This window comes from Niallia sp. FSL R7-0271 (assembly GCF_038005785.1).
Lineage (GTDB): Bacteria > Bacillota > Bacilli > Bacillales > Cytobacillaceae > Niallia.
The window spans coordinates 1275351-1301290 of record NZ_JBBOTZ010000001.1 but is presented as its reverse complement, the minus strand read 5'-3'; the positions used below and the strand labels follow the sequence as shown (position 1 = coordinate 1301290).

Annotated in this window: 25 protein-coding genes; 9 read left to right on the top strand and 16 right to left on the bottom strand. The window is 38.3% G+C overall.

The window, feature by feature from the left end; genetic code table 11:
- Nucleotides 1-109: 109 nt before the first annotated feature.
- Nucleotides 110-391: a YlaN family protein gene (locus MKX82_RS06565; RefSeq protein ID WP_233314534.1), complete on the bottom strand. Its 282-nt coding sequence runs from the start codon at nt 389-391 to the stop codon at nt 110-112.
- A 215-nt stretch (nt 392-606) separates the two neighbouring features.
- On the opposite strand from MKX82_RS06565, the gene MKX82_RS06560 reads away from it, so the two are divergent.
- A complete protein-coding gene (locus MKX82_RS06560) occupies nt 607-1098 on the top strand; it encodes a peptidyl-prolyl cis-trans isomerase (RefSeq protein ID WP_341075858.1) in 492 nt (163 codons plus the stop codon).
- Between the two features lie 198 nt (nt 1099-1296).
- Here the strand turns inward: MKX82_RS06560 and MKX82_RS06555 are convergent, their stop codons facing one another.
- Nucleotides 1297-2637, bottom strand: coding sequence for a PhoH family protein (locus tag MKX82_RS06555; protein ID WP_233314536.1), 1341 nt, complete (start codon nt 2635-2637; stop codon nt 1297-1299).
- Between the two features lie 170 nt (nt 2638-2807).
- Between MKX82_RS06555 and MKX82_RS06550 the strand changes: the two genes are divergently transcribed.
- Both MKX82_RS06550 and MKX82_RS06545 read left to right on the top strand, forming a co-directional pair.
- A complete protein-coding gene (locus tag MKX82_RS06550; protein ID WP_233314542.1) occupies nt 2808-3398 on the top strand; it encodes a YhcN/YlaJ family sporulation lipoprotein in 591 nt (196 codons plus the stop codon).
- A 79-nt stretch (nt 3399-3477) separates the two neighbouring features.
- Entirely contained in the window at nt 3478-3678 is a 201-nt protein-coding gene (locus MKX82_RS06545; RefSeq protein ID WP_233314545.1) for a YlaI family protein, read from the top strand.
- Between the two features lie 211 nt (nt 3679-3889).
- On the opposite strand, the gene typA is transcribed toward MKX82_RS06545, so the two are convergent.
- The 3 genes from typA to MKX82_RS06530 form a co-directional block, all read right to left on the bottom strand.
- Complete coding sequence (typA, locus tag MKX82_RS06540; RefSeq protein WP_233314557.1) at nt 3890-5725, bottom strand: translational GTPase TypA; 1836 nt, start codon at nt 5723-5725, stop codon at nt 3890-3892.
- 188 nt (nt 5726-5913) lie between these two features.
- On the bottom strand, nt 5914-6714 hold the full coding sequence (locus MKX82_RS06535; RefSeq protein WP_233314560.1) for an inositol monophosphatase family protein: 801 nt from the start codon (nt 6712-6714) through the stop codon (nt 5914-5916).
- Nucleotides 6715-6899: 185 nt separating this feature from the next.
- Nucleotides 6900-7094: a hypothetical protein gene (locus MKX82_RS06530; RefSeq protein WP_233314562.1), complete on the bottom strand. Its 195-nt coding sequence runs from the start codon at nt 7092-7094 to the stop codon at nt 6900-6902.
- 313 nt (nt 7095-7407) lie between these two features.
- Between MKX82_RS06530 and MKX82_RS06525 the strand changes: the two genes are divergently transcribed.
- Nucleotides 7408-8022: a YktB family protein gene (locus MKX82_RS06525; RefSeq protein WP_341075851.1), complete on the top strand. Its 615-nt coding sequence runs from the start codon at nt 7408-7410 to the stop codon at nt 8020-8022.
- Between the two features lie 41 nt (nt 8023-8063).
- Here MKX82_RS06525 and MKX82_RS06520 read toward each other — a convergent pair whose 3' ends face one another.
- Nucleotides 8064-8336 carry a UPF0223 family protein gene (locus MKX82_RS06520; protein ID WP_233314565.1) on the bottom strand — a complete coding sequence of 91 codons (273 nt, stop codon included), beginning with the start codon at nt 8334-8336 and terminating at the stop codon, nt 8064-8066.
- Nucleotides 8337-8743: 407 nt separating this feature from the next.
- On the opposite strand from MKX82_RS06520, the gene MKX82_RS06515 reads away from it, so the two are divergent.
- A complete protein-coding gene (locus tag MKX82_RS06515) occupies nt 8744-10213 on the top strand; it encodes an aminotransferase class I/II-fold pyridoxal phosphate-dependent enzyme (RefSeq protein WP_233314568.1) in 1470 nt (489 codons plus the stop codon).
- Nucleotides 10214-10307: 94 nt separating this feature from the next.
- On the top strand, nt 10308-10667 hold the full coding sequence (locus tag MKX82_RS06510) for a hypothetical protein (RefSeq protein ID WP_233314571.1): 360 nt from the start codon (nt 10308-10310) through the stop codon (nt 10665-10667).
- A 139-nt stretch (nt 10668-10806) separates the two neighbouring features.
- On the opposite strand, the gene MKX82_RS06505 is transcribed toward MKX82_RS06510, so the two are convergent.
- From MKX82_RS06505 to MKX82_RS06480, 6 genes are all read right to left on the bottom strand, one after another.
- Nucleotides 10807-11061, bottom strand: coding sequence for a hypothetical protein (locus MKX82_RS06505; protein WP_311315869.1), 255 nt, complete (start codon nt 11059-11061; stop codon nt 10807-10809).
- 213 nt (nt 11062-11274) lie between these two features.
- Nucleotides 11275-12684, bottom strand: a complete 1410-nt coding sequence (gene lpdA / locus MKX82_RS06500) for a dihydrolipoyl dehydrogenase (protein ID WP_233314589.1) — start codon at nt 12682-12684, stop codon at nt 11275-11277.
- Nucleotides 12685-12688: 4 nt separating this feature from the next.
- A complete protein-coding gene (locus MKX82_RS06495) occupies nt 12689-14008 on the bottom strand; it encodes a dihydrolipoamide acetyltransferase family protein (RefSeq protein WP_233314590.1) in 1320 nt (439 codons plus the stop codon).
- Between the two features lie 69 nt (nt 14009-14077).
- Nucleotides 14078-15055 carry an alpha-ketoacid dehydrogenase subunit beta gene (locus MKX82_RS06490; protein ID WP_233314591.1) on the bottom strand — a complete coding sequence of 326 codons (978 nt, stop codon included), beginning with the start codon at nt 15053-15055 and terminating at the stop codon, nt 14078-14080.
- 3 nt (nt 15056-15058) lie between these two features.
- On the bottom strand, nt 15059-16174 hold the full coding sequence (gene pdhA / locus MKX82_RS06485; RefSeq protein WP_233314593.1) for a pyruvate dehydrogenase (acetyl-transferring) E1 component subunit alpha: 1116 nt from the start codon (nt 16172-16174) through the stop codon (nt 15059-15061).
- Nucleotides 16175-16763: 589 nt separating this feature from the next.
- Nucleotides 16764-17450 (bottom strand): YkyA family protein, encoded by a 687-nt coding sequence (locus MKX82_RS06480; protein WP_237941157.1) that lies wholly within the window; start codon nt 17448-17450, stop codon nt 16764-16766.
- 299 nt (nt 17451-17749) lie between these two features.
- Between MKX82_RS06480 and def the strand changes: the two genes are divergently transcribed.
- The 3 genes from def to rnjA all read left to right on the top strand — a co-directional run bounded on the left by def (nt 17750) and on the right by rnjA (nt 20853).
- A complete protein-coding gene (gene def / locus MKX82_RS06475) occupies nt 17750-18304 on the top strand; it encodes a peptide deformylase (protein WP_251644610.1) in 555 nt (184 codons plus the stop codon).
- 669 nt (nt 18305-18973) lie between these two features.
- The gene (locus MKX82_RS06470) at nt 18974-19186 is read left to right on the top strand and encodes a DNA-dependent RNA polymerase subunit epsilon (RefSeq protein WP_233314596.1); all 213 of its coding nucleotides are present in this window, start codon (nt 18974-18976) and stop codon (nt 19184-19186) included.
- The gene (rnjA, locus tag MKX82_RS06465) at nt 19186-20853 is read left to right on the top strand and encodes a ribonuclease J1 (RefSeq protein WP_233314598.1); all 1668 of its coding nucleotides are present in this window, start codon (nt 19186-19188) and stop codon (nt 20851-20853) included. The genes MKX82_RS06470 and rnjA overlap by 1 nt, the downstream gene beginning before the upstream one ends.
- Nucleotides 20854-20893: 40 nt before the next feature.
- Here the strand turns inward: rnjA and MKX82_RS06460 are convergent, their stop codons facing one another.
- From MKX82_RS06460 to MKX82_RS06445, 4 genes are all read right to left on the bottom strand, one after another.
- Nucleotides 20894-21553 carry a potassium channel family protein gene (locus MKX82_RS06460; RefSeq protein ID WP_233314599.1) on the bottom strand — a complete coding sequence of 220 codons (660 nt, stop codon included), beginning with the start codon at nt 21551-21553 and terminating at the stop codon, nt 20894-20896.
- A gap of 111 nt (nt 21554-21664) precedes the next feature.
- Nucleotides 21665-23491 carry an ABC transporter ATP-binding protein gene (locus tag MKX82_RS06455; protein WP_233314601.1) on the bottom strand — a complete coding sequence of 609 codons (1827 nt, stop codon included), beginning with the start codon at nt 23489-23491 and terminating at the stop codon, nt 21665-21667.
- 22 nt (nt 23492-23513) lie between these two features.
- Nucleotides 23514-25259: an ABC transporter ATP-binding protein gene (locus MKX82_RS06450; RefSeq protein WP_237941156.1), complete on the bottom strand. Its 1746-nt coding sequence runs from the start codon at nt 25257-25259 to the stop codon at nt 23514-23516.
- Nucleotides 25260-25458: 199 nt separating this feature from the next.
- Nucleotides 25459-25917, bottom strand: coding sequence for a TlpA family protein disulfide reductase (locus tag MKX82_RS06445; protein WP_233314604.1), 459 nt, complete (start codon nt 25915-25917; stop codon nt 25459-25461).
- Nucleotides 25918-25940: the final 23 nt, after the last annotated feature.

Here is a 25940-nt window from a genome sequence, read left to right as displayed (position 1 = left end):
AAGTTTTTCTTTTGCTGCTTTTACTATTCTAACATGATATAAAAAATATCACATGGATTTCAACAATAAAAAAACTCAAACAATAAGTTCGTTTGTTTGAGTTCGCTTATTATTTTCTTATAGACGCTTCATGTAATACTGAGAGTTCTTTTTCTAATTCGTCTAGTATCTTCTTGCCGACGCTTTCTTCCACTAACCCTAACCGAATAGCAAAATCTATCTCCTTGGATAATCCAAACATTTGTGTATCCAGAACTTCTTCATATAAAGGACATTGCGGCATTGTTAAGTTATCCATTTGAACTTTTATAAGCTTTAGTATTTTGTCAGCATCTGCTTTTAACAGTGCATTTGCTTTCTCTTTATGGTTTATGATCATATCAGAAGTCAACCCTATCCCCCCGTTTCCGAGCGATTATCCTATCTATAAAGTTTAAACTCAACATAGGAAAATTGCAAGAACTATCACAAGAAAGTTATTTACAGGAAAGCTAATCTAGAATTCTCCTTACCTGCCGAAAGTTAAAAACTGACAAAGAAACATAGAAAAGATATACTAAAAACATACATACTAATTGCAGTCATACAGACAGGAGAGATAAAAATATGAACCAAATCATGCAAGTAAAGGGATTAGTTGCATTTCCAATTACTATCGATCCAAGTGTTTGGATTTTTGATGACCGAAAAAAAACAAGTGAGGAAATATTTGCTTTGACGCAATCTGAGTCTGATTTGGAAGCATATACGAAAGAGGTTTCGAAGCACTGGGACCGGGAATTGCTTGAAGGTGCACATTTGCCTGAAAAAGCTGCAGGAAAAAAATTTAAAAAACAAGAGATAATAACAGGTACATTTTACATGCCGCTTGCTCCTTTTATAAAAAATGCCGAGCCATTAAAAGAAGCAGAGCAAATTGTGATCCAATCTGCAGAAAAGGAGCTTACTTACCCACTAAGCGTTGTAGATGAGATGGTGCTGCTTTTCTGCAAAAACGGAAAGCCGCTAACGGACAGCGGACCTATTCATTTATTTTTTAAAAACAAAGGAAAAGACCAAACGCCGTTAACGTCCATCACAGGATTTGAACTTACTTAAACATTGCTTTTTAGTTATATCAGCTTGCCCTTTTTATGGTTACTAACTAAAGTACTTTAAATCCAACTATGCCAGGCTGTTTAAAACCGCTTATCTTTCTAAATGTGTCTCAAGCTGTCAATCGAGATGCGTTTTTATCAGACACACTTTCAGAAGGATATACTGTCACAACAGCCTGAAATAGATGCACATACTTTATTACAGCAGGTCTGCAGCCAATTGGGCTAAACCAGACCGCTCTCCTTTGACAAGCTTGACATGCCCTGCAATCTGCTGGTCTTTAAACCTTTCGACTACATATGTCAAACCATTATTGAAAGCATCAAGATACGGATGGTCAATTTGCTCCGGATCTCCCATGAGTACTATTTTACTGCCTTCTCCCACTCGTGTCAGAATCGTTTTCACTTCATGCTTTGTTAAGTTTTGCGCTTCATCAATGATGATGAACTGATCTGGTATGCTTCTTCCCCTTATATAGGTTAACGCCTCTACTTCAATAGACCCCATTCCAGCTAGTATTGCTTCCAGCTCTCCTGGTTTTTTTGTATTGAAAAGATACTCCAGATTATCAAAGATAGGCTGCATCCAAGGTCTCAGCTTCTCTTCCTTTTCTCCAGGAAGAAAACCTAAGTCCTTCCCCATTGGTACAATCGGTCTTGCAACAAGCAGTTTTTTATAATCTCCATAATCCTCTGTCTGCATCAGACCTGATGCTAATGCAAGCAAAGTTTTACCTGTTCCAGCCTTGCCAATCAATGTGACAAGCGGCAAGTCTCTTTTCAGCAGCAGTTCAATCGCCATCGTCTGCTGAACATTTCTCGGACGAATTCCCCATATATGTTCATGATCAAAAATGAGCTTCTTCACATACTTACGAGTTGCATCCACCACTGCTAACGCTGATGAGGACGAACCAAGTACATCCTTCAGGAGGATAAATTGATTTGGATAAAAAGCTCCTGTATTATAGCCAGCTCCCAATTCAGAAATAAGCAGCTGCCCTTTTTCATAAAACTTATTTAATATATCTAAGGTTACTTGTACATCCGTAAAACCAGTATAAAGATGATCGTTTTCCACCACCCGGTCGCTCAGAAAATCCTCTGATTCAAGGCCGATTGCATCTGCCTTCACTCGGACGAGCGTATCCTTACTAACCAGTATGACAGTTCGTCCATCCTCTTTTTTCTCTTCCTCTAAAGACAAGTTTTTTGCAACTGCCAGAATGCGGTTATCGTTTGTTTTCTCCACAAAAATTTCCTGCAGCTGGTGAAAAGAGCGATGGTTCAATTCGATTCGTAATGTGCCGCCATTTTCGAGTGGTATTCTTTCATGTAGCTTTCCTGATTCTCTTAGATTGTCAATTAGTCTGGATATTTGTCTTGCATTCCTCCCTATTTCATCCATATACCTTTTTTTGCTGTCTACCTCTTCTAAAACTACTGCTGGAATGACTACATCATTTTCTTCAAAAGAAAAAATGGAATAAGGATCCTGTAACAAGACATTTGTATCTAAAACATAAATTTTACTCAAACTGATGCCTCCTGCTCTAAAACGTCATGAGTTGCCCTACTCTCCGATATCGGAAAGAACCTTGATAAAATATATGTTTTATCGAATAAAGATAGAAGATATTTTGCACAATAAACATTAGAAGTGTAAAAAAATTTTAGAGGAATCATCATAAAAGGAGGAAATCCTGCATGAAAAAAAGCATTTTATGTACTTGTCTTGTACTATTGCTTGCTGGCTGTGCCGCTAACGGTAATCGTGATGCACAAACAGACAACGATCTAGCGGACGTTAAAAACTCAACGATAGATGATGTAAATCGAAAATCCGGCCAAGAAATTTCCGAGCGTCTTGTAAATTTAGCAACAAGCATTCCTAATGTGAATGATGCCACAGCCGTAGTAATAGGAAGATATGCTATTGTCGGAATTGATATAAATTCTAACTTAGACCGATCAGAGGTTGGCTCCATTAAGTATGCTGTAGCAGAAAGCCTTAAAAACGACCCAAATGGCGCAAATGCGATGATTGTCGCAGATCCTGATATCAATGCGCGCCTAGCAGAAATTGCCGAAGACATCCAGGACGGTGAACCAGTACAAGGCATATTCAATGAACTCGCCGACATTACCGGCAGAATTATCCCAGAATTACCAGCAGATATCCTGAATAACGACCCAGGCAGCAATCTGAAAACACCTGACAATAAACTGAACGAAAACGAAAAGAATCAGCTCAAAAAAGACCAAGACGAACAATCAAACAATCACTTGAAAGACTAACATTCGATTTCCACAGCATTTTTTATTATAATAAACCTATAATCAAATAAATAACAAAGATTGATTAGAGGTGCACGTATTGAGAGTGAAATGTGTAATATGCGACAAAATCGAAGATATTGAAGAAAACTCCTTTCAAGCAAAAAGACTTAGAAACAGACCCATTCACACATATATGTGCAAAGAATGCGAAACAAGAATAACCGAAAACACACAAAAACGAATCGACTCCGGAAAATTCGTACTCTACAGAAGCAAAATAAAAGAAGAAGAATGGTAAAAGAAAAGCGCAGAGCGCCTGCTTATCGGCGACTAGCATAAGACGAATAAGCCAAGGAGGTGCGGTTTTCACCTCCTTGGCTTTATTTACCTATGACCTCCTCCCCAAACAATCACACGCCCCTATAAAAGCGCTAGTACCTATCTCAACAGAACTCAAAAATCAAACACAAAAAAAAGCTGTTCCCTAAAGGAACAGCCTTTTTTATTTATTATTGATCAGCAAGCTTTTTCTTTTTCGCTACACGTTCACGCTCTGATTTATCAAGGATCTTCTTACGAAGACGGATAGATTCAGGCGTTACTTCACAATACTCATCGTCATTCAAGTATTCTAAAGATTCTTCCAAAGTCATGATTCTTGGTTTTTTCATTGTAGCTGTTTGGTCTTTGTTTGCTGAGCGGATGTTTGTCGCTTGTTTTACTTTCGTGATATTAACAGTGATGTCATTTTCACGAGTGTGTTCTCCGACGATCATTCCTTCATAGATTTCTGTACCAGCTTCTACGAAAATGATACCGCGGTCTTCTACTTGCATGATACCGTAAGTAGATGCTTTACCAGATTCCATGCTGACAAGCACACCTTGACGTCTTCCGCCTACTTGACCTGAAGCCATTGGCTGGTAGCTGTCAAATGTGTGGTTGATGATTCCGTAACCGCGAGTTAGTGTTAAGAACTCAGTAGTATATCCGATTAGTCCGCGTGCAGGTACGTTGAAGATCAAACGAACTTGGCCGTTACCATTGTTGATCATATCTAGCATTTCACCTTTGCGGGCACCGATAGACTCCATAACGCTTCCAGTATGCTCTTCTGGCACATCGATTTGTACGCGCTCGATTGGCTCACAACGAACTCCATCGATAGTACGAACGATAACTTCTGGCTTAGAAACTTGTAGTTCATAACCTTCACGGCGCATGTTCTCAATCAAGATAGACAAATGCAATTCACCGCGTCCAGATACTGTCCATGCATCAGGAGAATCTGTGTTTTCTACACGCAAGCTTACATCTGTTTCTAATTGTGCACGAAGTCTTTCTTCAATTTTTCTTGAAGTCAGGTATTTACCTTCTCTACCTGCAAATGGGCTGTTATTCACTAGGAATGTCATTTGCAATGTCGGCTCATCAATGCGCAATACAGGCAATGCTTCTTGATGCTCAACAGGACATACTGTTTCTCCTACGTTGATGTCTTCCATTCCAGAAACTGCAATCAAGTCTCCAGCATAAGCTTCTTCTACCTCTTGTCTTTTCAGACCGAAGAAACCAAAGATTTTTGTTACACGGAATTGTTTTACCGTTCCATCAAGCTTCATTAAAGCAACTTGCTGACCTACTTTCATTGTTCCGCGGAATACGCGGCCAATTCCGATACGTCCTACATAGTCATTGTAGTCAAGAAGAGATACTTGGAATTGAAGCGGCTCATCTCTATTATCAACTGGAGCTGGAATATGCTCAACAACTGCATCATATAATGATTGCATGTTTTCATCTTGCTGCTCTGGGTTTGTGCTTGCAGTTCCGTTAATTGCAGAAGCATATATAACTGGGAATTCAAGCTGCTCTTCAGATGCATCAAGTTCAATGAACAAATCAAGTACTTCGTCGATAACTTCTGTTGGACGTGCGAAATCACGGTCAATTTTGTTAACTACGACGATTGGCGTTAAGTTTTGCTCAAGCGCCTTTTTAAGAACGAAACGTGTTTGTGGCATACAGCCTTCATATGCATCGACAACAAGAAGCACACCATCAACCATTTTCATGATACGTTCTACTTCTCCACCGAAGTCAGCATGTCCTGGAGTATCCAAGATGTTGATTCTTGTATCTTTATATTGAATTGCAGTATTTTTTGCAAGGATTGTAATACCGCGTTCTCTTTCTAAATCATTTGAATCCATTGCACGCTCATCTACATGTTCATTCGTACGGAATGTACCAGATTGTTTTAACAGCTGGTCAACTAGCGTTGTTTTCCCATGGTCAACGTGGGCAATAATAGCGATATTACGAATATCTTCTCTAATCTTCAAAAATTTCACTCCTACCTGAAATGTCTATCTCGTTTATCATTAGTTTACACATTATAACTGAGTCATTATACCATAGAAAATGAGAATAACCTAAAGGGTTTTTCTCTTAAAACAAAAAAAACAGTAAAAAAATAAATGTAAACGGAAACATTATTTACATTTAAAAAAGACAGCAATTATTTGCTGTCTCACCATTTTCCATTATTTAAATAGTTTTGCAATATCTCTTCATGAAGATCTGGTTTTGAGGCAAAGAATGAATTTTGCGTCAGCATATCAAGTTCTTCATTTTTGAGACTGGTTACTTTACCGCCGAGCTCCTCGACCATTATCTTGCCTGCAGCATAATCCCACGGAGACAGCCTTAACGTTATATAGGCATCCATTCGTCCTGCTGCGATATAGGCAAGCTCCAGACAAGCTGAACCAAACGAGCGGGTGCCTCTTGCATCCTTCGTAAGCGGAGCAAGATATTTAGGATCAATCCTTTTATTCTCCGTTACCCATGTTGCATTCAAGCCGATGATAGCTTCTTCCACTTTAGTAGGCTTTAACGGCTTCAATTTCGTTTTGTTCATATATACGCCGTTCCCTTTTCTCACATGATAAAGTTCATCAGCGACTACATCATAAATAAGTCCGATTTGGCCGACTCCATCTTCGTATATTCCGATTGATATGGCAAAGTCCCGTTGCATATGGACGAAATTCATCGTTCCATCAATCGGGTCAATAATCCAGACAACCCCTTTCAGGTCATTAACTCCTGATGACATGCCCTCTTCGCCTAGAATATGATGTTCCGGGTATACCTCTTTTATTTTACTTATTAGGAATTGCTCTGTCCCTTTGTCTATTTCTGTAACTAAGTCATTTTTGTTAGATTTTGTTTCTACTACTAATTCTTTGGTGAAGGATTTTTTTATCCTATCCCCCGCTTCTTTAATCCAAAGTTTCGCATATGTATCGACCTCTTGCCAATTTGTCATATTCTCATCCTTCTCGTACTGAAATAATTTTTTCAGGCTGCCCTATTCCGTATGCTATTCTTATATTTTTGCTTATCGTTATTTTATCATGCATGAAGAAATAAATTCCAACAAAATGACAACAACGGAAAAAATCATAAATAAAACCGGGAGAAGGGTTTTATTTATGATTTTTAAACCGCTACCTATAATGCCTTAAGTCTCAGAAGTTCCTGTCGAATCTTTTCAAGCTTCTGTTTGCTAGCTTTTTTCTGCATTTCATTGTTTTCCTTAATTGCATCAAATAATGTAGCAAGCTCATAATCCATTTCTAATCGCAAAACAGCTTTCTTCTCATTTTCTAGTCTATTTCTTTTTGATGAATTCATTAATTGTTTCACGGACAGTACACCCCTTCCATAGACTTTAGTGGATTGCTTCTTTTATTTCTTATATAATATGTCGCTTTCCTTATCAGTGGTACAAATATGTGCTATTACCTAACCTTTAGTCCTAATCATTTCTCTTGTCAGCAATATGTATGCTAAAATACAGAATAGCGGTACAGAATTAGGAATTACTGTAAGCAGATAGTTAATTTAAGAAAAGTTTTAGAGAAATGATCACACGCTCTCTAACTAACTTGCTTTCCTTCTTACAATCTGTTTACCCAAAAAGCTAAGATATAAACGAGTAAAGGAGTTTCTAGAAATTATGAAATTTGCTGGTTTTAACAAAAACGATTTCGAAACATTTACAATAGATGGTTTAGAGGAAAGAATGGAAGCAATCCAAACTCGCATACAGCCGAAATTTAAGGAGATTGGTCAAGAGCTGACTGACAGCCTTTCAAGCAAGCTAGGAATCGAAATGCATCTGCATATTGCGAAGCATGCACGCCGCACCGTAAATCCTCCGAAGGATACATGGATGGCAATTGCAGGGAACAAACGAGGCTATAAGCAGCATCCGCATTTCCAGCTAGGATTATTTGATGATCATGTATTTATATGGCTTGCCTATATTTACGAGCTTCCAAACAAAAGCAGCATCGCAAATGTATTTTTAGAGAATATGGAGCGATTCTCTACAGAAATCCCTGGAGATTTTGTAGTATCAATGGATCATATGAAAAAAGAGTCTTTCCCAATAGCTGAAATTGACTTACAAAAGGCATTGGAAAGATTCAGAGATGTCAAAAAAGCAGAATTCCTTGTTGGCAGACATTTCGATGCAAATGATCCAATCTTACAAGACGGAGAAAAGTTTGCTGAATTAGTGGACAACACATATGAAACGTTGCTGCCATTTTATAAACTATCCATCTAAGAAAAGAGGAAGAAAACAATATGTTTTCTTCCTCTTTTCTATTAAGGCATTTTTATTTTAGTTCCAGCTTCCGCTTCCTTCGCCTTCTTTATAGTGCGATACGTAGAATAGCCGCTGACTTCTTCAAATTCATCACATACATTTTTTTCTTGTGCTTTACCAGGGACAATTTTTTTGAACAACTTATACTGTTCCATAAGTGCTTCCTTTTCAATCCCCTTCTCATATGCTGCTTCGATGCATTCAAAAAACTTTACTACCTCAACTATTTCCTCTGTTGACCAATCAATATCTATCGGGTATTGATATTCCATATAAGTACCTCTTTTGTTTTTTAAAATTTTTAGTTCTCTTTATTTTAGTGGAATAAAAACAAATTGTAAAACACCTTCCTACTATACGCATTCTGCCGCAATTTAAAACACTTCTACATGCTTTCCAGCTTTAATTCACTGCGGAAATTAGGCTGTTATTACAAGGCAAATATATATTTTATAAATTCGTTACAATAATTCTTTCCTTTATAGTAAAAACTAATTGTATGCAAAAAAAATAAAAAGTGCTATAATTCTTTTGTTTTATGAATTTAATAAGTTTTTAAGGGTAAAACCCAATATCCATTTGTTTTTACAAACAGTGGAAAACTTCTATTTTTAGGAGGATCAAAATCCGTTATGAAAACGGCAAACAAAATACTAACTTAAAGAGGTGTGGTAATAAATTGTCACAATACGAAACACCGTTATACCACGGTTTATTGGAACATGCAAAAAAAAATCCTGTTCAATTTCATATTCCTGGACATAAGAAGGGAAATGGAATGGACCCAGAGTTTAGAGAGTTTATTGGAGAAAATGCCCTCTCCATCGATTTAATAAACATTGGTCCACTTGATGATCTTCATCAACCGAAAGGAATTATTAAACAAGCGCAAAAATTGGCAGCGGAAGCATTTGGTGCTGATTATACCTTTTTCTCGGTACAAGGAACCAGCGGCGCCATTATGACCATGATTATGAGCGTTTGTGGTCCAGGAGATAAGATAATCGTACCAAGAAATGTTCATAAATCTATTATGTCTGCCATTGTTTTTGCTGGTGCTATTCCAATATTCATCCACCCAGAAGTGGATAAAGAGCTTGGCATTTCGCATGGTATAACAGTGGAAGCTGTTCAGCATGCCCTAGATTTACATCCAGATGCAAAAGGTTTATTAGTAATAAATCCTACTTACTTTGGCATAGCTGCAGACTTAAAAAAAATTGTGGATTTAGCCCATTCTTATAATATACCAGTCCTCGTCGATGAGGCTCATGGTGTGCATATACACTTCCATGACGAGCTGCCAATGTCAGCAATGCAGGCAGGCGCAGATATTGCAGCAACCAGCGTTCATAAGCTAGGTGGTTCGATGACGCAAAGCTCCATTTTGAATATGAGGGGCAATCTTGTTAATTATAAACGCGTCCAAGCGATTATGAGCATGCTGACTACAACGAGCACATCATACTTATTGCTCGCATCATTAGATGTAGCAAGAAAACGTTTAGCAACAGAAGGAAAAAAACTTCTTGATAATACGATTGAGCTTGCCCAAAACATTCGCAGACGAGTGAATGAAATCGAACATCTTTATTGCTTAGGTGAAGATATCGTTGGTTCATCTATGGCCTTCGACTTTGATCCGACTAAACTAGTTATTTCTGTGAAGGATTTAGGCTTAACAGGCCATGATGTGGAAGAATGGCTGCGTAAGCATTATAATATTGAAGTAGAGATGTCTGATTTATATAATATCCTTTGTATTATTACACCAGGAGATACAAAAAAAGAAGCAGACATGCTCCTTCATGCATTAAATGAACTGTCCAAAGAATGTCATAGTAAAGCAGGCAAGGTAGAAGCAAAAGTAATGCTTCCTAATATACCGTTGCTTGCCGTCACTCCTCGTGATGCGTTCTATTCGGAAACAGAGCTTGTTGATTTTAATGACTCTGTTGGAAGAGTTATTGCTGAATTCATCATGGTCTATCCACCGGGAATTCCTATTTTCATTCCTGGAGAAATTATTACAGAGGACAATCTGGAATACATTCGCAGGAATATGGAAGCAGGACTACCTGTGCAAGGTCCTGAGGATTATGATTTCAAAAAACTGCGCGTTATTAAAGAACATAAAGCTATCCGCTAAATTTAAATTTGCATAATCATATACGGATGCAACTACCTGCATCCGTATATATTTATTTGCGGGAAAAGATAGATAAAGATAGGAGAATTATTCATTGAAGAGAGTTATTATAGTTGCAATTATCAGTCTTATCGTCAGCTTAAGTTCCCCGTTCATCTTTCATAACTACTTAGAGAAAAAACCGTTAGAACAGAAAGAAACATTGGTTTTTGGCGGACCTATCCCCTTTGCTGAACAAAAGGTGCAATTACCCGAAGAGGAAAATGCCTACCCTGCTGAATTCACTTTCCAATCACCTTTAGAAACGGAAACAAAGCTTCAACCATTTCCACTTGTGTTTACATTCATCTGTTATTTCTTATTAATTTTCAGTGTATACACAGTAGTTGCAAGCTTCAGCACAAAAGCAATTAATAAAAATGGCAGAAAAAAAGATAAAAAAGATGAACTTTAATTTTTAAAGATCTACTATATGAAAAAAGACTTCTATTATAGAAGGCTTTTTTTATTTGTATATAATGTTGTGTGAGACGCCCACAATGACTGGAAGGCAAGAAGTTATGCTAAACATTGATAGGAACCCTTATTCACTCTTAAACGACTGCTATGATACTCATAATCATCTGAAAGGAGCCATAAATAGAAAGACTTATGGCAGTAGCCAGCATGGTTTTCCTTTGCGACCTATTTACGTAATTCCCTAGTATAACAGCCAAGTATAAAAACACGCCAAACATCACCACTTTATAAATGAAAAGGTCATGTTCTGACAGCCATTCAATGATAGAGTAACCGCTCCATAACATAAGTTGCAGTAGAATTGTCGTATAAACCTTCAAGGAAAACACCCCACTCTCCATTCCGCTTAAGTTCGTCCATTATGAAATGTAAGTATGATACACTATATTTATGCATGTCCTCACAATTCATGCCGTATAATAACGATTTTTCCTTCCATTATATAGTCCCCTCAAACTTGCAAACCATTCTCAGCACCCAAGCATAGAAAACTGTTAAATAATACAAAAAAAACCTCTCTATAAAGAGAGGTTTTTTTATTATTACTTAATGATATGAATTGGGCTACCAATTGCAACTTCAGCAGCTTCCATAGTGATCTCTCCCAATGTTGGGTGAGCATGGATAGTCATTGCCAAGTCTTCAGCAGTCATACCTGCTTCGATTGCTAGACCAAGTTCAGCGATCATATCAGATGCGTTTGCACCAGCGATTTGAGCACCGATTACTAGGCCATCCTCTTTACGAGTAACAAGCTTCATGAAACCTTCGCTTTGGTTAAGTGCAAGTGCACGGCCGTTAGCAGCGAATGGGAATTTAGCAGCTGTAACTTCGATTCCAGCTTCTTTAGCAGAAGCTTCTGTGTGTCCAACTGTAGCCAATTCTGGCTCAGCAAACACAACAGCAGGAATTCCAAGATAATCGATTTCAGAATTGTGACCACCGATAACTTCTGCAGCAATTTTACCTTCATAAGAAGCTTTATGTGCAAGTGGTGGTCCTTCAATGATATCACCGATTGCAAAGATATTGCTTACAGTAGTTCTGCATTGCTTATCAGTTTTGATAAGTCCGCGTTCAGCAAGTTCAATTCCTACTTGTTCAAGACCTAGTTCGTCTGTGTTTGGTTTTCTTCCAACCATTACGAATACATAGTCAGCTTCGATCTTTTGCTCTTGACCTTTTGCTTCATATGTTACAGTAACGCCAGTATCTGTTTCTTCGACACCTTTAGCCATTGCTTTAGTAATGATTTCCGCACCTTTTTTCTTCAAGTTGCGAACTACCAATGAAGACATTTGCTTTTCGAAACCGTTAAGGATATCGTCAGCACCTTCTAGAATAGTTACTTTAGTTCCGAAGCTAGCGTATGCTCCACCAAGCTCAGTACCTACATAACCTCCACCGATAACAACGATTTTCTCTGGAATTTCTTTAAGAGAAAGTGCACCAGTAGAATCTAGAACACGTTTAGAGTATTTGAATGCAGGAATTTCAATTGGACGAGATCCAGTTGCAATAATTGCATTTTTGAAAGTGTAAGTTTGAGATGACTTATCATCCATTACTTTTAGTGTGTTAGCATCAACAAAGTATGCTTCGCCATAAGCGATATCTACTTTGTTTCCTTTAAGAAGGCCTTCTACACCGCCAGTAAGCTTGTTAACAACACTTGCTTTCCATTCTTGAACTTTTGAGAAATCTACTTTTACATTTTCAGCAGTAATCCCAATATCGTCAGAATGCTTAGCAGTCTCAAAACGATGACCTGCTGTGATTAATGCTTTTGATGGGATACAGCCTACGTTTAAGCAAACTCCGCCCAATACATTTTTCTCAACGATTGTTACTTTTTGTCCTAGTTGCGCCGCACGGATTGCAGCTACATACCCACCAGGGCCAGCACCAATGACTATAGTATCTGTTTCAATAGGAAAATCTCCAACTACCATGTTTTTACGCCTCCATTAACAATAGTTCTGGATCGTTTAGCAAACGCTTGATGTGATTCATTGCATTTTGAGCAGTAGCTCCGTCGATCATGCGGTGATCGAAGCTTAGAGATAGAGCTAATACTGGTGCAGCAACAATCTCTCCGTCTTTAACGATCGCTTTTTCTGCAATACGTCCGATTCCAAGGATAGCCACTTCTGGGTGGTTAATAACTGGAGTGAACCATTGTCCGCCAGCAGATCCAATGTTTGAAATTGTGCAAGAAGCACCTTTCATTTCAGCTGGAGCAAGTTTACCGTCTCTAGCTTTACCAGCAAGTTCGTTGATTTCGTTAGAAATATTGAAAATTCCTTTACGATCAGCATTTTTTACAACAGGAACTAGAAGTCCTTTTTCAGTATCAGCAGCGATACCGATGTTGTAGTAGTGCTTGTGAACGATTTCGCTTGTAGCATCATCTAAAGAAGTGTTAAGTGCTGGGAATTCTTTTAATGCACTTGTCAATGCTTTAACAACATATGGCAAGAACGTTAATTTAATGCCCTTAGCAGCAGCAACTTCTTTGTATTTCTTACGGTGAGCAACAAGGTTTGAAACCTCTACTTCATCCATAAGTGTTACGTGTGGAGCTGTATGTTTAGAGTTTACCATCGCTTTAGCGATTGCTTTTCTGATACCGCTCATTTTTTCGCGAGTTTCTGGGAAGTCGCCTTCTGGAATCGCAAGTGGTTTTGGTGCTTCTTGTTCTGCAGCTGGAGTAGCTTCAGCAGCTTCTGTTGCAGCAGGTGCAGCAGCTCCACCGTTCAAGAATGCATCGATATCTTCTTTTGAAATACGGCCGTTTTTGCCAGTACCAGATACTGTGCGGATTTCCACACCTTTATCACGAGCATATTTACGTACAGATGGCATAGCGATAATGCGTCTGTTTGGATCCACTTCTTCTGCAGCAGCAGGAGTTTGGACTGGTTCTTTAGCTACAGTATCGCCAGCTTCTGCTGTGCCTTGTACTTGAGCTTCTGTTTTAGCTTCTTCTTTAGGAGCGTCATGTCCATGGTCGCCCTTAAATTGAATGTCTTCATAACCAGGAGCATCGAAAGTGATTAGGATATCACCTACAACTGCAACTGTACCTTCTTCTACAAGTACTTCTTCTACTGTACCGTCAACTGGAGACGGAATTTCTACTACTGCTTTATCGTTTTGTACTTCACACAAAACGTCGTCTTCTTGAACTTTATCGCCTGGTTTAACAAACCATTTTACGATTTCACCTTCATGGATACCTTCACCGATATCCGGTAATCTGAATTGAAAAGACAAAGTAATTCAACCTCCTACATTTCCATTATTTACGTTGCTTCTTATTATCCCTGACTAATAACTACTTTATTAGAAAGTAAGGACTTTTTTAGCTGTTTCAATGATATCTTTGTAATTTGGAAGCCAAATGTTCTCAGCTTGTGTAAATGCATAAACAGTATCAGGAGCAGCTACACGCAATACTGGAGCTTCTAGGCTAAGGATAGCGCGCTCGTTGATTTCTGCGATAACATGTGCAGCGATACCTGCTTGTCTTTGCGCCTCTTGAACTACAACAGCTCTTCCTGTTTTTTCAACAGAAGCAACGATTGTATCAACATCCAATGGGCTGATTGTACGCAAGTCAACAACTTCTACAGAGTATCCTTCTTTTTCTAGTTCTTCAGCAGCTTTAAGTGATTCGTGAACCATTGCACCGTAAGCGATCAATGATAGGTCTTTACCTTCACGTTTAACGTCTGCTTTACCGATTTCGATTGTGTACGCTTCTTCAGGTACCTCTTCACGGAATGAACGGTATAATTTCAAATGCTCAAGGAAAACAACTGGATCATTGTCTCTGATCGCAGCAATCAATAGACCTTTTGCATCGTAAGGTGTTGATGGAACAACAACTTTCAAACCAGGTTGAGTTGTTACAAGTGCTTCTAAGCTGTCTGAGTGAAGCTCAGGAGTATGAACACCACCGCCAAATGGAGAACGGATAGTAACAGGTGAATTGTAACGTCCGCCTGAACGGTAACGCATACGAGCCATTTGACCGTTGATGCTGTCCATTACTTCATATACGAAACCGAAGAATTGGATTTCAGGAACTGGACGGAAGCCTTGAAGACCAAGACCTACAGCCAAACCACCAATACCGGATTCAGCTAGCGGAGTATCGAATACACGATCTTCGCCGAATTCTTTTTGAAGTCCTTCCGTTGCACGGAATACACCGCCGTTAACACCTACGTCTTCACCGAATACTAAAACGTTCGGGTCATTACGTAATTCTGTGCGTAACGCATCAGTGATTGCTTGAATCATTGTCATTTGCGCCATGGCTTATTTCGACTCCTTTGCTGCATAGATTTCATATTGTTCTTTCAAGTTATTTGGAAGCTCTTCAAACATGTTGTTGATCAAGTCAGTTACTTTTTGCTGTGGTTCAGCATCAGCAAGTTTGATTGCTTCTTTAATTTCGTCTTTAGCACGAGCGATTACTTCGTTTTCTTTTTCTTCGTTCCAGATTCCTTTGTTTTCTAGGAATTTACGGAAGCGAACCAATGGATCTTTCTTTTCCCATTCGCTATCAAGATCTGATGTACGGTAGCGAGTTGGGTCATCTCCAGCCATTGTATGTGGACCATATCTATAAGTAAGTGTTTCGATCAATGTTGGACCTTCACCATTAACAGCTCTTTCACGAGCATCTTTAACAGCTGCATAAACAGCCAATGGATCCATTCCGTCTACTTGGATACCTGGGATACCAGCAGCAACTGCTTTTTGTGCAATCGTTTTTGCAGCAGATTGTTTTTCAACTGGAGTAGAGATTGCGAAACGGTTGTTTTGTACGATAAAGATAGCAGGAGCTTTGAAGGCACCAGCAAAGTTAATACCTTCATAGAAGTCACCTTGTGAAGCACCGCCGTCACCTGTGTATGTGATAGCTACTGATTTCGCTCCGCGTTTTTTCATACCTAGTGCTACACCAGCAGTTTGGATGTATTGTGCACCGATGATGATTTGCGGTGAAATTACGTTAACACCTTCAGGCATTTGGTTACCTTTGAAATGTCCACGAGAGAATAAGAATGCTTGGTATAAAGGAAGTCCGTGCCAGATTAACTGAGGAACATCACGATATCCTGGAAGAATAAAATCTTCTTTCTCCAATGCAAATTGAGAAGCTAATTGAGAAGCTTCTTGACCTGCAGTCGGTGCATAGAAACCTAGACGACCTTGTCTGTTTAAAGAAATTGAGCGTTGGTCAAGAATACGAGTGTACACCATGCGAGTCATCAATTCTTGTAATTGCTCATCACTTAAATCAGGCATTGCAGATTCATTTACCACTTCGCCCTCTTCATTTAGAATCTGAAGTGTTTGAAATTGGTTTTCTACTTGTTCAAGCTGTGCTTGCACATCTAATTGAGCCTTCTTCGTTTTAGAAGCCATTTAAGCCACCCTTTCCTTTCTTTTTAAAAAGACGCATCAAAAAAAATCTAACGCATTTTCTTTTCGTTGTTTCATGGTAATGAAAATGTGGTAACCTAGTTAGACAGCGCTTTCTAGTTTATCCTCCACATTGTTTTTCAACTTAAAAAAAACCATACTTATGCAGTTTTCCACAAAATCCGCTAGAAAAAACGTCTTTATAAATAATTCGGTATCCGTATGTTCTGTATCAATAAGTACAATAAAATATATTAATACAACTTTTTAATACATGTATAAGTTTAATATACATAAATATTATCCGTCAATCTTAAAGTACTATGTTTTTTGTGTATTTTTTTATTTTGCTAAAAAAAATTTATTTAAACTGTATTATCAGCTGTTATATATCTGTACTATAAAAATAACACTATCCGAATCTGTATTATAATATCAACATTTTTTTCCAGCTCGCCATTTTGTCGAAAACATCCTAAAAAACGCCTATGTAAAACAAAAAGCGCCCTAGTGTAATGAATGCCCAGATAAGTAAATGAATATACATCCAATACCTATCTGGCATCCAATCTCTTAAGACGCTTACTTTAGTCTATTTATTTTGTGTTTCTTCTACTTTAATTTCGACTCCCGCTTTTTTATAAAAATCGAGCTTCTGTTCATTGTATTGCTTCGTCAATTTATTAAACTCTTCATTATTGGCAAGCACTTTTTGATATACTTCATTAATTTTATTAATCTGCTCTTCAAGCGCATCTATTTTTACATCTTTGTCTTTAAACATTTCATACAGCTCTTTATCATACTTTAAGCCGGTAGTGTAATTTGCATACAATTGGTCATGCACTTCATACCTGTCTATCATGACATTGTATAACTCCTCTGCTTTTGCTTTAAGGTCTTTTTCATCTTCATCCATATCTTCAATAATTGGTTTAACCTTCTTAAAAGCTTCCTTTGATTTCTGGATGCTTTCTTCCTCTTTATTCATATATTCTTCCCGTTTGGCTACTGAGGCAAGTGCCTCATCTGAGAGACTTTTTATTTCATCCATTTTTTCGAGCCCTAACGAGATGATGTTGGCGTAAATCTCTTGTTCACTCTTTTCTAGTTTTACTAGCGGATCTTGCTGATCCTCAAACTCTTTCTCTAGCTCTACTACCTTTTCCAGCTTGCCATGCATTTTTTCACCAGAAGATTCGAAGCCCTTGCAAGCGGACAAGCTGGTAATAATGACAATCATAAGTGCTGCTGCTGCCAGTCTTTTCGCTTTTTTCAATTATATCCTCCCCACTCTCGTTTCATTTGCTATTAAGTATAAATATAATGCTGTATGGTTTTATGATATAACCACTCTATTCTGCCATTTGTGAAACATAAGGGCAAATACCTTTACGAAAACCCAAATAGTAATCTTCTATTAAAAGCTATTCCGTTCTCTTCTTTTATATTACTTATTCTAGTATTTTATTTTTCATATAATTTTGGATGAATTCCAAAAGATTAACTTTTTAGCATTTGTCTGTTAGACTTATATTCGTATTTATCATTTTATGTATGCAAAAGGACGTGATCAGTATGATAACGATGAAGGATATCATTCGTGACGGTCATCCGACATTAAGAAATGTAGCAGAAGAAGTTTCTCTGCCTGCCAGCGAGGAAGACAAACAGATTTTACAAAGCATGATGGAGTATTTAATAAATAGCCAAGACCCTGAAAAAGCTGAAAAGTATGGCTTAAGGGGCGGTGTGGGCCTTGCAGCACCACAGATTAATGTTCCAAAACGCATGATTGCCGTTCATGCTAAAGATGAGGATGGCAAACTTTACAGCTATTGCTTGTTTAATCCTAAAATAATCAGTCATTCTGTTGAAAAGTCTTATTTAACTGGCGGCGAAGGCTGTTTGTCTGTGGATGAGACCATCCCTGGTTTCGTGCCGCGTTATGCTAGAGTCACTGTTAAGGGAGTCGACCTTGATAATAAGGAGATAAAGCTGCGTCTTAAGGGACTTATTGCTATCGTCTTCCAGCACGAAATTGACCATTTGAACGGTGTAATGTTCTATGACCATATCAATTTAGAAGCTCCGTATACACCGGTTGAAAACGCGATTCCAATTGATAGATAATGGGTTAAGGCGCTGCTATTAGGCAGTGCCTTCTGTCGCCCATTTTCAAAAAAACCTCTCCTGACATAAAAGATTTAACTAGTGTTACATATACTAACAATATAGAGTCATTACTAATTTTCCTCCTATAATATTCTCCACTATAGACATAATTTTCTCTTTTCAGGACAAAATACACCATATACTAAGAAGCAAGGCTTTACTTTGTACAAGAATGGTTTAAAATAGGAAGTAAGGAGATGATCCACTATGTTAAAAAAGCTTCGTCAAAAGCTTCGTAGACAGTGGAAAGATTTGTTGCGTAAAAAAACAATTGCTTAAAAACTAACCGATTGTTCCATTAGGGTCTGACCTCATTTTGCCAACACGTATATAAAGCACGGCTGTCGAATGGCCCTTTATATGCATGTACACTTATCAGAGGGTTGGGCCTTTTATTTTTTTCATGGACTTGCTTGTGAACATCTGTTTCATCTATATTATTTATGGGAAAATAATGCTATGATACGATTATCATTGTTCTAAAATAAGCAGGATTTCAGGAAAGATTGAAACCTACAAATTTACATATCTTTACATTAAAGCGATTTCTATATAGAAAAACATGAAAAACATGTTAATCTTTTATATAATAAAAATTAGATAATATTTTTTTAAGGAGCGATTCAAATGGTTTATAAAGTTTACTTCCAAGAATTAAAAACAGAGGTACCAGTAAGAGAAAAAACAAAAACAATTTACGTTGAAGGTATATCAGAAAGAGATGTCCGTACTAAACTAGCTGAAAAACCTTACAATATTGAATTTGTACGCCCAGTAGATGGAGCTTACCTAGACTATGAAAAACAAAATGAAGATTTTACAGTATTGGAGATTGAATAATGAAATTTGTTAAAAACGATCAAACAGCTGTATTTGCTCTAGGTGGACTAGGGGAAATCGGTAAAAACACATACGGTGTGCAATTCCAAGATGAAATTATACTTATTGATGCTGGAATTAAGTTTCCTGAGGACGAGCTCCTCGGTATCGATTATGTAATTCCTGATTATAGTTTCCTTGTGAAAAACGCAGATAAAATTAAAGGATTATTCATTACACATGGTCACGAGGACCATATTGGCGGTATTCCTTACTTGCTTAGACAAGTAAATATTCCTCTTTATGGCGGAAAGCTTGCTCTTGCTCTTGTTCGCAATAAGCTTGAAGAGCATGGATTATTAAGACAAACAACTATGCATGAAATTAAAGAAGATGATGTGATTAAGTTTAGAAAAACATCTGTTTCCTTCTTTAAGACAACACACAGCATCCCTGATTCTTACGGGATTGTCGTTAAGACACCGCCAGGGCAAATCGTTCATACAGGAGACTTTAAATTTGACTTTACTCCTGTCGGCGAACCTGCGAACTTAACAAAAATGGCTGAAATTGGAAAAGAAGGCGTGCTTTGCCTACTATCTGACAGCACAAACAGTGAAGTGCCGAATTTCACTATGTCTGAAAGAAAAGTCGGCGAAAGCATTCAAGATATTTTCCGCAGAGCAGACGGACGTTTGATTTTCGCGACTTTCGCTTCAAATATCTACAGACTGCAGCAAGTTACAGATGCAGCAGTAGAATTTGGCCGTAAAGTTGCCGTGTTTGGACGTAGCATGGAAGCTGCAATCAATATTGGTCTTGAGCTTGGGTTTATTAAAGCTCCGAAAGAAACGTTTATTGAACCGCACCATATCAATCGTTTACCTGCAAATCAAGTAACGATTCTATGTACAGGAAGCCAGGGAGAACCGATGGCAGCGATGTCTAGAATTGCCAACGGCACACATCGCCAAATCCAGATCATACCTGGAGATACAGTTGTCTTTTCATCTTCCCCGATTCCTGGGAATACATTAAGTGTCAATAAAACAATTAATCAGCTTTACCGCGCTGGTGCCGAAGTTATCCACGGACCTTTAAACAATATTCATACATCAGGTCACGGTGGACAGCAAGAGCAAAAGCTTATGCTGCGATTAATTAAACCTAAATTCTTCATGCCTATTCACGGAGAATTCAGAATGCAAAAAATCCACACACAAACAGCAATTGACTGCGGTGTGGAAGAAGAAAACTGCTTTATCATGGATAATGGTGAAGTGCTTGCTCTTTCAAGCGATACAGCACAGGTAGCAGGGAAAATTCCGTCCGGTTCTGTTTACATTGATGGAAGCGGCATCGGGGATATCGGCAATATCGTCTTGCGCGACCGCCGCATTCTTTCAGAGGAAGGCCTTGTTGTTGTCGTAGTGAGCATTAATATGAAGGACTTCAAGATTTCCGCTGGACCTGACCTTATTTCCAGAGGTTTTGTATACATGCGAGAATCTGGCGACTTAATCAACGATGCGCAATCATTGATTAACAAGCATTTAAACAAAGTAATGGAGCGTAAAACAACGCAATGGTCTGAAATTAAAAACGAGATTATTGATACCCTATCTCCATTCTTATACGAAAAAACAAAAAGAAGACCAATGATACTTCCTATCATTATGGAAGTTTAATAAAAAGAGGCCAGCTTAATCGCTGACCTCTTTTCTTTATTTAGGACATTACTTTTTTCTCAAACCGGTTAATATCAGAATCGGCCCCAATTACGATGAGAACATCATCCTCTTTTATCGGTTCATTCGCTTGCGGAGAAACAATGATATCATTTTCTCGCTTGATAGCTACAATTGTAATACCGTAGCGGGCACGGATATCAAGATCAACCATTGTATGTCCCGCCAAACGGCTGCTTGATTTGATTTCGACAATACTATGTTCGTCAGACAGCTCGAGATAATCGAGGACATTATTAGAAACGATATTATGGGCAATTCTTTTCCCCATATCCCGCTCTGGATGAATAATTGAATCTGCGCCAATTTTCTTTAGCACTTTTTCATGATAATCATTTTGGGCTTTTACGGTAATGTTATTGACACCCATCTCCTTTAAGATAAGCGTCGTCAAAATGCTCGCCTGGATATCGTCGCCAATCGCCACAATCACATGCTCGAAATTTCGAATGCCTAGGCTTTTCAGTACATTTTCATCTACAGAGTTGCCGACAACTGCATGTGACACAATATTAGCATACTCATTGACACGTTCCTCATTTTTGTCAATGACCATCACTTCCATACCAAGCTCCATTAATTCTTTACATATGCTTCCGCCAAAGCGGCCAAGTCCGATTACTGCAAATTCCTTTTTCACTGTATTTCCTCCAGTTTTAGTACCTTATTCTATAATAATAAAGGAACAGCTACTATTTTACCAGCTATACCCATACTGTCACTAAAAGGAATACCATTTTCGTTTTAAAATCTATACTGCATTTAACATCTTAAATTGCGCTTCTACGAGATGATAATATATACCGTTTTGTTCCATCAATTGTTCATGTGAGCCTTCTTCCATTATGCTGCCGTGGTCAAGAACAACTATTTTATCCGCATCTCGAATCGTAGAAAGTCTATGTGCTATCATGATGGCAGTCCTTCCCTTTAGTAGGGTCTTTAATGCTTCTTGGATTTTGACTTCCGTTTCTGTATCAATGCTTGCTGTCGCTTCGTCTAAAATTAATATGCGTGGATTTGCCAAAAGTGCTCTTGAAAAGGATAAAAGCTGCCTTTGGCCGACAGATAAGATATTCCCTCGTTCTTCTACTTCTGTTTCATACTTTTTAGGCAATGCCTCTATAAATGAATGAGCTCCGATTGCCTTCGCCGCAGAAATCACTTCCTCATCTGTTGCATCAGGTCGGCCGAAGCGAATATTTTCCATAATGGTTCCTGAGAAGATGAACGTGTCTTGCAGCACAATGCTGATCTGACTTCGTAACGATTTCAGTGAGATGTCTTTTATTTCGATACCATCTACGAAAATTTCTCCCTTTGTCGGATCGTAAAAGCGGCTGATTAAATTGGCAATAGTGGTTTTTCCAGAACCTGTATGGCCAACAAGAGCAACTGTCTGACCAGCTTGAATGGTCAAATTAATTCCATTTAAAGCTTTGCGATTACTTGTATAAGCAAACTCCACCTCTTTAAAGCAAACTTGCCCCTTCATTTCTGGAAGGGTGACAGGATCGTCCGCCTCTGAAACATTTGGCTTCTCATCCAAAAATTCAAATATCCGCTCCGAGGAAGCCATTCCCATTAAAAGCTGGTTATATACCATGCCTAGTCGGGATATTGGCTCCCAGAACATTCCTAAATAAAACGCAAAGGAAACAAAAACACCTATTGTCATTCCGTGCTGGATTAAATAGGCTCCATACCAGATGAGTACTGCTGTACCAATGGCATTGGTAATTTCCACAAACGGACGGAACATAGCATTCTGCTTAGAAGCATCTTTCCAGCTCTCAAAGTTTTCATTGTTCAAGCCATCGAAGAACATCATATTTGGCTTTTCTTGAGTAGAAGCTTGGGTAACCCTAATTCCTTGAATGCTCTCGTTTAAATGCGAGTTCAGCTTAGATTGTTTAAGCCGAACAATTTGCCATGATTTCCTGATTTTCCGTCTTAACGCTGTAGAGATAAAGAACATGACAGGAATGACCACTAATACAGCTAAAGCCAATTCTGGACTTAATGTTAGCAGGATTACAAAAATTCCAATCAGTAAGATGATATCCATTAATAGGTTGATAACACCATTTGTAAATAGCTCTTGTAGGGAATTAATATCATTTAATATTCTAACAAGTATAGAACCGGCAGACCGCTCATCAAAAAACCGGTGTGACAGCTTTTGCACATGTGTAAATAGGCCTTTTCGCAAATCATAGATTACCTTTTGACCTAATTCGTTCATCCATTTGATTCGATAGAAATTGGCTGCATAGGAAACGGCATACATCGCTCCGATTAGCAGTACAAATGTTGTCAACTGGCTGCCATCCTTATTTGTGATAGCTTGATCGAGGACATAAACACCAATCAGGATTGGAATTATCAGCCTTACAGCTGTTGTTATCAAAACAGTGATAATGGACAACGGCAATAGATTTTTTTGATATGGTTTCATATAGCTCAGCAAGCGCCACATTTGCTTCCAGTTAAACGGCTTTTCAATTACTTCTTCTGTCGTATATTCAAACCTGTTTAAAATTAGGGTATCTTTATTTTCCGTTTTCTGTTTACTCAAAGTTTCTTACCCCCTTGCTTCCCTAAGCATTTATTATCTTTTTTTTATCTTGGAATTGAATATCATATATTCTTCGATACTGCCCATTTTGGGTAATTAGCTCCTCATGACAGCCCCTTTCTACAATCCGCCCTTCATCAAGCACGATTATTTCATCAGCATGCTTAATAGACGAAATCCGATGGGCAATAATAAAGGTCGTTTTATTGTCCATTACTTCTTTCAGTTCCTTCTGAATAGTAAATTCCGTCTGCATATCAACTGCGCTTGTTGCATCATCTAAAATAAGAATACTAGGGTTAATACAAATAGCCCTCGCAATAGCGATACGCTGTTTTTGCCCTCCAGACAGTCCTAAACCGCGCTCCCCAAGCATTGTATTATAGCCGTCTGGCAGCTCCATAATAAAATCATGTGCTTGAGCCCGTTTAGCAGCATGGATAATCTCCTCCATTGTACTTTCCGGTTTGCCATATGCAATATTGCTCTTAATAGAAGAGGAGAATAAAAACGATTCTTGTGACACTAATCCGATATTGCCCCGAAGCGACTCAATCTCATACTCTTCCACATGATGCCCGTCAACAAGAACAACGCCTTCTGTTGCTTCATAAAATCTTGTCAGCAGCTGGGTAATGCTTGTTTTGCCGGAGCCTGTTCCGCCGATCAGGCCGATTGTTTTGCCAGGTTGTGCATAAAAGCTGATGTCCTGTAGAGCAAAACCTTCTTTTGTTGCATACTTAAGGCTGACATTGCGGAATTCCACTTCCCCAACCAGCTTTTGTGCATATTTAGCATCCTGTTTATCTTCGATAATAAAGTCCTTTTCCAAAATTTCTAAAAGTCTTTCACCAGAGGCCTTTGCCTGGGAAAACTGATTAACAACAAATCCCAAGTTCATAATTGGCCACATAATATACCCAAGCAGACTGTAAAATGCCACAAGTTCACCTGGCTGCAGCTTGTTTTCAATAACTAAATATCCGCCGTAAGAAATAAGCAGGACAATGCTGGCATTTCCCAGAAACTCCATTAATGGGAAGTATTTTGACCAAATACTTGAAGTGAATAAATATTGATCTTTATAGTCACCGTTTGCTCTATTAAACTTTCCGACCTCAAAATCCTCTCTGGAAAGTGATTTCACTGTATTAATGCCGCTGATGTTTTCCTGCACCTTTGTATTGAGGACACCGAAGGATTTCCTGATTCCTCTAAACGCAGGATGAACTGCTTTATCGAACTTGTATGTAACTACAGCTAAAAACGGAAGCGTTACCAAAGTTACAAACGTTAAAGATACAGAGTAATTCAGCATTACAGTAAAGCTTACTGCGATTAACAAGATAAAACGGATCAGCTCAGAGAAGCCTGCTGATAAGAAAAAGCGGAATCCTTCTACATCTGCTGTCAGCCTCGACATCAGATCACCAGTTTTTGCATTATCATAATAGGAAAAAGGCAAATACTGCAGCTTTTTGTATAACCCATTCCGCAATAAGTACACAGAGCTGATACCGAACATATCACCTGTGTACTGGTAAATATATGTTGCAATTCCTTTAATAATCATCACCCCGATAAATCCGATTGACAAATACGGTATCCAATCATACTTGCCTTGCAATACGACTTCATCGATGGTGATCTGCAAAATAATCGGATACACAACGGTAATGCCAGTCACCACAATTAAAAAACAAATCGAAACCATAAAATACTTTTTAAACGGCAAATAATACGACTTTAACTTCTGAAATGTCTCCAAATACCGCTCCCCCTCTTCTTCCCTAACAGACTCCATTTTTTAAGAGCAAAAAAAGTTGCACTATTAATATAACGGTTTTCGAAATATTAATCTACTGCTTTTATAAGATTTTTAGCAATTTTTTGAAAACAAAATGATTCAAAGTTTTTTTACTGCATAATAAAAAGCATAGATTAAAATCTATGCTTTTTAAATTTGCTTAATCACCCTTCTTAATCGGCTCATCAAGCACTCTATTCACACGTTTCTCCAGCATTTTCATACCGCTTCCGCCAGCCTGGAAATGTCTCAATTCACCGGTCAGATCAAATACATAATAGGAAGGGACATACTCATTTTCGAAGGCATCAGCAAGTTTATGCTCATTATCTATAAAAATTGGCTGTGTTATGCCATATTCTTCAGCTGTTGCTTTGATTGTATCCATATTTAAATCCTGCTCTACCCTTGGTATGTGCACGGCGATAAAATGAAGCTTTTCACTGTATTCGTCCCTAAACGCATTGAATTGGGACATTATTTCTTTACATAAGTAGCAGCTTACAGACCAAAAATGAATCAAAGTTGGTTTGTCACCAATCAAATCGGCTTTTGATTGTTCTTTGTTCAGCCATGCTGTGGCACCTGTTAATTCAGGCATCTGCTCTCGTAGTTTCATTTTGATTTCTCCCCCAATTGGTT

Bases quoted from the DNA above. Each gene is read 5' to 3' on its own strand.
- MKX82_RS06470 (WP_233314596.1), top strand. From the start codon at position 18,974: ATGGTTTATAAAGTTTACTTCCAAGAATTAAAAACAGAGGTACCAGTA.
- MKX82_RS06445 (WP_233314604.1), bottom strand. From the start codon at position 25,917: ATGAAACTACGAGAGCAGATGCCTGAATTAACAGGTGCCACAGCATGG.
- def (WP_251644610.1), top strand. From the start codon at position 17,750: ATGATAACGATGAAGGATATCATTCGTGACGGTCATCCGACATTAAGA.
- MKX82_RS06535 (WP_233314560.1), bottom strand. From the start codon at position 6,714: ATGACAAATTGGCAAGAGGTCGATACATATGCGAAACTTTGGATTAAA.
- rnjA (WP_233314598.1), top strand. From the start codon at position 19,186: ATGAAATTTGTTAAAAACGATCAAACAGCTGTATTTGCTCTAGGTGGA.
- MKX82_RS06490 (WP_233314591.1), bottom strand. From the start codon at position 15,055: ATGGCGCAAATGACAATGATTCAAGCAATCACTGATGCGTTACGCACA.
- MKX82_RS06520 (WP_233314565.1), bottom strand. From the start codon at position 8,336: ATGGAATATCAATACCCGATAGATATTGATTGGTCAACAGAGGAAATA.
- MKX82_RS06560 (WP_341075858.1), top strand. From the start codon at position 607: ATGAACCAAATCATGCAAGTAAAGGGATTAGTTGCATTTCCAATTACT.
- lpdA (WP_233314589.1), bottom strand. From the start codon at position 12,684: ATGGTAGTTGGAGATTTTCCTATTGAAACAGATACTATAGTCATTGGT.
- MKX82_RS06550 (WP_233314542.1), top strand. From the start codon at position 2,808: ATGAAAAAAAGCATTTTATGTACTTGTCTTGTACTATTGCTTGCTGGC.
- MKX82_RS06525 (WP_341075851.1), top strand. From the start codon at position 7,408: ATGAAATTTGCTGGTTTTAACAAAAACGATTTCGAAACATTTACAATA.
- pdhA (WP_233314593.1), bottom strand. From the start codon at position 16,174: ATGGCTTCTAAAACGAAGAAGGCTCAATTAGATGTGCAAGCACAGCTT.